Raw genomic sequence first — 1,332 nt, forward strand, 5'->3', positions numbered from 1 at the left:
GCAATGGGAGTAGTTGCGAGTGCAATTGCAATGAATGTGGCGGTGACGATCTTCATGCGGCTAGAAACTTGATGCCTAACGTTCGACGTAAGGGGCYKGCCGMAGGCMRGTCCCCTTGACGGAGGGGTTAGGCGGCTGGCGGTTGCGGAGAGCTGGATTCATGCTGGAGTGGCAAAGTGAGCTACTGCTCAACCGGCGATGCCGAAGGTGGAGAACGGGAAGAGGATGCAGGTTACTGCCTTGGGGAAGCGCATGCCAAGCAAGATGCCAGCGATTGCACCACCAACTGCCCACCASACCAAGACGCTAAGCCCAACGGGTTCCTGGGCCAACATGAGGCGACCAAGACCAAAGATCCAGAGGCAAGCCAGTGCCCCGACAGCGGCGCCCCGAATTCGATCTGCACGCGTGATTGGCGCTTGCCACCATTGAGTGAAGCGGAGCTTGGCTTGGGAGACCGCCGCCTTCATGCTTGCAGCCTAACGTTCGAGGTAAGGGGCGGCTTGCGGCATTGCCGCAAGACGTCCCTTTGACCGAGGGGTTAGGCGAACGTGGCTGAGCAAGGAGATGACCGGAACGCAGAGTTGCCCACCGAGCGATTGCGTTGCCCGAAGCCACGAGGCTGAACGAAGGCACGTGGAGACTTGTGGCACTTTGGCTCCTGCAGTTGGACCGGCCGTTGGCGAGCCAGGATTGCCCGCATTTTCACCCGGGATGATCAAGCAAGCCAACGTTGGAGTGGCAGAGGGCTTCGAGCGACTACTGACATGCCTGACAAGTGCTGGGCCGTTCTTGGGTGACTGAGCGCTCGAACTCTGCCGTTGGGCTGTTTTTGAATGCCCGGCGCTCCAAGATCGAATCGCGGCACGATTTCAAGTCGGCTGGAAAATGAGACCAAGCATTGAGGAAGGCATATTCCCGCCTTTGCCTAACGTTCGACGTAAGGGGCGGCCCGCTTGCGGGACGTCCCCTTGACGGAGGGGTTAGACCCGTGGCCGCTACAACGAAGCTTCATGGACTTTGCCATCAGCTAACGCAGAGACCGAGAGGCCAAACTGTCGCAGCCTTTCATATGTCGTATGCAGTTCGAGGGTAACAGTGTGCGAGAGCTCTGCATTACCTGGCTCACGACCGGTGGCGAGGTGAACTCGGCAGCCGACCTTGCCGAGATGACCTACCGGATAGAAGCTGACGCAGAGGTGAACTTCGGAAAGAGTTCCTGGATTCACATTGCTCCAAACCCCGCCTTTGATCTCATAGTTCCTGCCAGGCAGCAATGGGTACGTACTGGATAGCGCGTGCCCGAAGGCAGCGATGTCGGTGACATTGAAC

At 58.5% G+C, this 1,332-nt stretch carries 1 protein-coding gene; it reads right to left on the reverse strand.

Features of this window, described 5'->3' with window-relative positions; translation table 11 throughout:
- Positions 1–998 precede the first annotated feature (998 nt).
- Positions 999–1,332, reverse strand: a 334-nt coding sequence (locus AC1DYI_RS35850; RefSeq protein WP_477208852.1) for a hypothetical protein, incomplete at its 5' end; no start/stop codon positions are given.

It is taken from the genome of Ideonella sp. P3_A4, from assembly GCF_056403075.1.